The sequence below is a fragment of the Bacteroidota bacterium genome (assembly GCA_037133915.1).
Taxonomy (GTDB): domain Bacteria; phylum Bacteroidota; class Bacteroidia; order Bacteroidales; family CAIWKO01; genus JBAXND01.
Map to the genome: position 1 here is coordinate 22006 of JBAXND010000055.1, position 6889 is coordinate 28894.

A 6889-nucleotide genomic window follows, 5' to 3' on the forward strand; every position below is an offset into this window, starting at 1 on the left:
TTGAACTTTTTGGTAAGTACACCGTATAAGATTCATATCTTTATTTTTCTTAATTTTGTGCCACAAGCACCTACAATTGATGATAAGAAAGAACGCAAGACTAATATTACTGTTTTTACTGGCTGTTTGCGCGCAGAGTATCAGTGCTCAGGATTCCTATTTTCTGATGGGGCGCGTAGTGAATATTACTACCGGTAAAGGTATTCCATATATCAATGTCGGTCTTATGCATCATCCGATTGGCACAATGAGCAATGCACGAGGCGACTTCGAATTTACATTTCCGGCATCTGCTTACAATGATACGCTGTTGGTGTCGTCGCTCGGATTTATGTCGTACAGGGTAATGCTCAAAGACCTAGACCTGAATACCAAGGTATATGTTCCGCTGAATCCCACCATCTATCAGATGAAGCCCGTTATCATTACCCCTCGTGAAGTCTCAAAGGGCTATGATATCGTAAAACAGGCTATTGAAAATCTCCCCAAAAATCTGTCACAACAAACATTTATGTCCGACGGTTATTACCGTGAGTACATCAAAGAGAACAATTCCTACGCTCGTGCCATCGAGGCGGCAGTTTCTGTTTACTGCGACGGGCAGATTCATGTGGGCGATTATTTCTACCCTGTCCGCATTGACGGTATCAGAAGCAGTCAGGATTACTTATCGCGATTTGCCAAAACAGAAAGTTATAACCAGCTTTCGCTCTTCCTTACAGGAAATATGGATATCCAATGGTTTTTGATGGGTCAGGACAACCTTGAATTCACTATGGACAGTATGGTTATGCTTGACGATAACCTTGTATATGTTGTGTCGGCTATACCGGAAGGCGCGAAAATGAAAAAGTTTGTCCGCTACTCATATACGGTTGATCATTACACGAACAAGATTGTCAGAAAAAAAGTGAAATCAGAATATCTGGTTGACCGTAACACAAATAGCTTTTTTAAATACACTTATTACATCCGTTCTGATAATTATGCCTTTGTAAAAGTGGCATATGAAGACACGGCTTATTTTCCTGAACTGAGAACTGATACTAAAGCTAATGGCTTGTACATTTCATTCAATTCGGTGAAACGCACCCTCGATTTTACGGAGTACGAAAACAAATGGTATCCTAAGTATATCCGGGAAAATAAGGAAATTGGGTATTATAAGAAAAAGGACTCAGCCCTGTTTCTCACCGTTTCAAAGTACTCCGATTTAATGGTGAATAAAATTGAAAATCAAGGTGTAAAAGTAATTCCTGATTGGGAGCAGGTTCGACTGTATGAAGATATCTTCCACCAGGGTTATGATTATGATGCCGATTTTTGGAAGAAATACAATCTGATACCCGACGACGAACTTCGCATGGCTGTGACACGCGACATCGGTATCGCCCAATCTGAACATAAGGACTTTACGTACGAAGAGAAATCTGTTGTATATGATACTGTTGACGAAGCCGTGACGAATAAAACCCTTGAGGTTAAAAAAGATACATCTAAGCTGATAGCACAGAACAGTGTAAAAGACAAACAGCCGAAAGACAATACTAACCAAACCAAAGATAACTCTGCTCAAACTAAAGATAGCAATACCAAAACTAAAGATAATTCTACCCAAACTAAAGATAATTCTACCCAAACTAAAGATAACTCTACTCAAACTAAAGATAATTCTACCCAAACTAAAGATAACAATACTCAGGTCAAAGATAACAGCCAAAAGCAGGTAATTCCGGCCGATACAAATAAGTACGCTGCTAATCCTGATGCTCATACCAACAACCAGAACCAGAATTTAAATGCTGATAATAATTCCGGCAATCACGAAAAAGGGGTGGCCGATTTGTATTTCAGAGTGCAGATACTGGTTTCAAAAAGTATCCTCAAAACAGATAACAGCTTGTTCAAAGGATTGAACGACGTTCGTTATTATTTGCATAACGGTCTTTATAAATATACCTATGGCAACGAAAAATCAATGGAAGATGCTCTTGAAATTCAAACAGAACTGAGAAATCTGGGCTTCGACGGCGCCTTTATCGTGCCATTCTATAAAGGAAACCGTATTACCGTGGATGATGCCCTGCAGATTCTCAGTAATTCAAAGTGATATTTTTCGGTTTCACGGCTGCTTATTTTCTTTGTCTGTTTCAGAAAAAATACCTTCATTTGTATAAGAATAAATGAGTCATCTCAATTGATGAAGGCAGGGATGCTTTTCACAAAAAAAAATTAAAAAAATATTTTAAAATCAAAGATCATGGCTAAAGAAACAGAAGAAAAAAAAGACAACCAGGTAAGCAAGGAGAAATTGAAAGCGCTTCAGCTTACGCTCGATAAACTTGAAAAAAGTTACGGCAAAGGCACTATTATGAAATTGGGTGATGTGCCAGCTAATGATATTGATTCCATCTCAACCGGTTCTATCGGACTCGACCATGCCCTCGGTATTGGTGGGTTTCCAAAAGGTCGTGTTATTGAGATTTATGGTCCTGAATCGTCGGGAAAAACCACCCTGGCCATTCATGCCATTGCCGAGGCTCAAAAAGCCGGTGGAATTGCAGCCTTTATTGATGCCGAACATGCTTTCGACAGCAGTTACGCCGCCAAACTCGGTGTCGATATTGACAACCTGCTGATTTCCCAGCCCGATAACGGAGAACAGGCACTTGAGATTACCGAAAACCTGATTCGCTCCGGAGCTATTGATATCATCGTGATTGACTCTGTTGCTGCACTTACGCCAAAGAGTGAGATTGAAGGCGAAATGGGCGACTCAAAAATGGGTCTGCAGGCAAGGCTGATGTCGCAGGCACTTCGTAAGCTTACCGGTACTATCAGCAAAACCCGCTGCTGCTGCATCTTCATAAATCAGCTTCGCGAAAAAATCGGTGTGATGTTCGGCAACCCCGAAACAACTACCGGTGGTAATGCTCTTAAATTTTACGCATCAGTCAGGATTGATATTCGCCGCGTGAGCCAGATAAAAGAAGCCGAAGAGGTTGTTGGAAACCATGTTCGCGTTAAAGTGGTGAAAAACAAAGTGGCACCGCCCTTCCGCACAGCTGAAATCGACCTGATGTATGGTGAAGGTTTCTCCAAAACAGGCGAAATTATTGATATTGGCGTTAGCACTGAGATTATTAAAAAGAGTGGTTCGTGGTTCAGCTATGGCGATACCAAGCTGGGACAGGGCAGGGAAGGCGTGAAGCAACTGCTGCTCGACAACCCCGAACTCAGCGATGAACTCGAAGCAAAAATCAGAGCAAAACTGAAAGAAAAGAAATAGAACATTCCACGGCAAATCCGTAAGGAATTCTTGAAAATTCACATATGAGGTTACTGCTTAAACTTTTTCCGGCCGTCATTTTATTGGCACTGCTCTCTTGCGGCGGAAACAAAGAGAAAACAAATAACGATAAGCTGCCGGCAGACTCTTTACCTGCCGGCATTACTGCGCTTACCAAAAAAATTGAAGCCGACCCGCACAATGCCGAGCTTTATAATCAGCGTGCCCAGGCCTATCTCGAAACAAAAGATCCGGGTAAAGCACTTTCTGATGTCAATAAAGCGATTGAAATTGATGCGAAAAACTCTGCTTATTTCCGCACGCTGTCCGATATTTATTTTTCAATGGGCAAAGCACAAAAGTGTCGCGAGGCTCTGAGCAAAGCCCTTACAATAAATGATGAAGATACCGAAGCGCTGCTTAAACTGGCTGAGCTTGATTTCTATTTCAAGGAATATGAAAAATGTTTCGAAGATCTGGACAGGGCGCTTAAAATTGATGAAATGCTGCCACGCGCATTCTTCATCAAAGGTATGGCTTACCGCGAAATGGGCGATACCGCCAAAGCAGTCCAGAATCTTCAGATAGCCGTAGAAAAAGACCAGCAATACTACGATGCGTATATGCAACTCGGACTTATTTTCAGCACAAAGCATAATGCCCTGGCAGCAGATTATTTCAAAAATGCCCTCAATATCCGACCCAAAAGTGTTGAAGCCTATTATGGGCTGGGAATGTTTTTTCAAAGTGTGGGCGAATACAATAAGGCAATTGAAAGCTACACAACCATCCTTAAAATAGATCCGAAATACAAATATGCCCACTTTAATCTGGGCTACATTCATCTGGTTTATTTAAAGGTGTATGATGCTGCCATTAAATATTTTACGGATGCCATCATCGTAGATCCCAATTACGCGGAAGCATATTATAACAGAGGCTATAGTTACGAATTGCGCGGTGATATAAACAATGCGCGTGCCGACTACATTCAGGCAATGAAAATCAAACCCAACTATACGAAAGCCGTGGATGGCATGAACCGTCTCGATAAAATTTCAAAATAGACTTTAGATATTAGACATAAAACCTCAGACAAAAGAGAAAAGACAAAGAAGCAATAGCCTTGCGGGCGTTTGTAACGCCTGCCCGTCTGGTCACGTGGGCCTGTCGAAAAGCCGGAAGCCATTCTGCACTCACAGTTCTTCCGGTTCAAAATCATTGAGAAGTTTTATTCCGCTGTTCACGTTCATTTCTTAATTTTACCGGGTAAATTTCAACAGTTCTTCTAAACAATCATCATTATGAAAAAGATTTTCAGCACAGTTTTGTTGGCAGTGCTTATACTACCATTGCTTCATGCACAGGATCGCCTTACGGCCGAATCGCTTTGGAAACTTGGCAGGGTGAGCGAACTTCAGTTATCACCCGACGGCAGGTTCGCACTTTACGGTGTTACCCGTTATGATTTGGTTACAAACAAAGGCAACCGCGAATTGTTTAAGGCAGCGCTTGACTATTCCGTTCCGGTTAATCTAACTCAAACCGACGGCAGCGAGTACAATGCACGTTGGCGCCCCGATGGTAAAAAAATAGGATATCTGGCGAGCGACGCAAACGGCGATATGCAGGTATTTGAAATGAATACCGACGGCACCGGCAAAAAGCAACTGAGCACAGTTGAAGGCGGTATCACCGGCTTTGATTATTCGCCCGATATGAAAAATATTGTGTTTACCAAAGATGTAAAACTGGATAAAACGGTCAAGGATGTTTATCCCGACCTGCCTCTGGCCGATGCACGCATTATTGATGACCTGATGTACCGCCACTGGGATAGCTGGAGCGATTATTCATACAGCCATGTTTTTTATGCCGCTTACGCGGAAACCGGCATAGGTAAGGAAACCGATATTATGAGCGGTGAGCGCTTCGATGCACCCTTAACTCCCTGGGGCGGTATGGAACAGATTTGCTGGAGCCCCGATGGTTTCAGAATTGCCTATACATGCCGTAAAGCCAATGGTAAAGCTGAAGCAACAAGTACCAACTCAGACATTTATTTATACAACCTTGCCACAGCCCAAACAGAGAACCTGAGTGAGGGCATGGAAGGCTATGACCAGGATCCGGTGTTCTCACCCGACGGTACTAAAATTGCGTGGTGCAGCATGAAAACTGCCGGTTATGAATCGGATAAAAAACGTTTGATGGTCTATGATTTCAACAGCAAAAAGATCGATGACCTTACAATTAAATTTGACGAAGGAGTTTCAAACCTTCGGTGGGATAATTCCAATCCGCAAAAGATATATTTTATCAGCGGTACAAAGGCTACGTTTCAGGTTTATACCATTGATATAACATCAAAACAGTTAACACCACTCACCTCCGGTACACATGATTATACCGAACTTGATGTCAAATCGGGCGTTGTAGCAGGCATTAAAATGTCGATGTCTATGCCTTCTGAAATTTATACTATCAATAATCCTTCGCAGGGAATAGGCGATAAACAGCTCACCTTTACAAATAAAGATCTGTTAAGCAAGATTACAATGGGAAAGGTGGAGCAGCGCTGGATTACCACAACAGACAAAAAGCAGATGCTGGTGTGGGTAATATATCCTCCATTCTTTGATAAAACAAAAAAATATCCTGCACTGCTCTATTGCCAGGGTGGACCACAGGATGCAGTGAGCCAGTTCTGGAGTTATCGCTGGAATTTTCAAATGATGGCATCGCATGATTATATTGTTGTGGCTCCGAATCGTCGCGGACTTCCCACCTTTGGTCAGGAATGGAACGATGAAATTGCTCAGGATTATGGCGGACAGAATATGAACGATTATCTGTCGGCTATTGATGAGGTTTCAAAAGAACCCTTCGTTGATAAAGACCATCTGGGTGCCGTTGGTGCCAGTTATGGCGCGTATTCGGTTTACTGGCTGGCAGGCCATCACGAGAAACGCTTCAAAGCATTTATAGCTCATTGTGGCATGTTCAACCTCGAAAGCTGGTACGGTTCAACCGAAGAATACTGGTTTCCGGAACATGATTTAGGCGGCGCTTACTGGAAATCGCCAACACCTAAAAGCTATGATTTTTCGCCCCATAAATTTGTTGGAAACTGGGATACGCCCATACTTGTTATTCATGGCGGCAACGACTTCCGCATTCCCTATACCGAAGGAATGCAGGCGTTCAATGCAGCACAGCTCAGAGGCATTCCAAGCCGCTTTCTTTTCTTCCCCAACGAAAGTCATTTTGTTACGAAGCCACAGAACAGTGTGCTCTGGCAACGCGAATTCTTCCGTTGGCTCGACACTTACTTGAAATAGACGTAAGATATTAGACAAAAGATAAAAGACAAAAAAATGTCTGGCGCGCGTTTGCAACGCGTGCCTTCGAAACGTTAGATATTAGACATCAGAAGTAAGACAAGATAAAAGACAAAAAACAACAGCGGGCGAACGTTTTTGCAACGAGCGCCCGCTGTTATTTATACCGACAAATATTTCCTGAAGAATTATTAACTATTAATTTTAATTCACTGTTGTCCGGTAAAAGTTTGAAAGAAGCCGAAGCATAAGCCCGGCT

Annotated in this window: 4 protein-coding genes; all 4 read left to right on the forward strand. The window is 42.4% G+C overall.

Annotated elements, in window-relative coordinates; translation table 11 throughout:
• The first annotated feature begins 79 nt into the window (after positions 1-79).
• Positions 80-2110, forward strand: a complete 2031-nt coding sequence (locus WCM76_14495) for a hypothetical protein (protein ID MEI6766835.1) — start codon at positions 80-82, stop codon at positions 2108-2110.
• A 150-nt stretch (positions 2111-2260) separates the two neighbouring features.
• Positions 2261-3289 (forward strand): recombinase RecA, encoded by a 1029-nt coding sequence (gene recA / locus WCM76_14500; protein ID MEI6766836.1) that lies wholly within the window; start codon positions 2261-2263, stop codon positions 3287-3289.
• A gap of 44 nt (positions 3290-3333) precedes the next feature.
• Positions 3334-4356, forward strand: coding sequence for a tetratricopeptide repeat protein (locus WCM76_14505; protein ID MEI6766837.1), 1023 nt, complete (start codon positions 3334-3336; stop codon positions 4354-4356).
• Positions 4357-4593: 237 nt separating this feature from the next.
• Positions 4594-6630, forward strand: a complete 2037-nt coding sequence (locus WCM76_14510) for a S9 family peptidase (GenBank protein ID MEI6766838.1) — start codon at positions 4594-4596, stop codon at positions 6628-6630.
• The last annotated feature ends 259 nt before the right edge of the window (positions 6631-6889 follow it).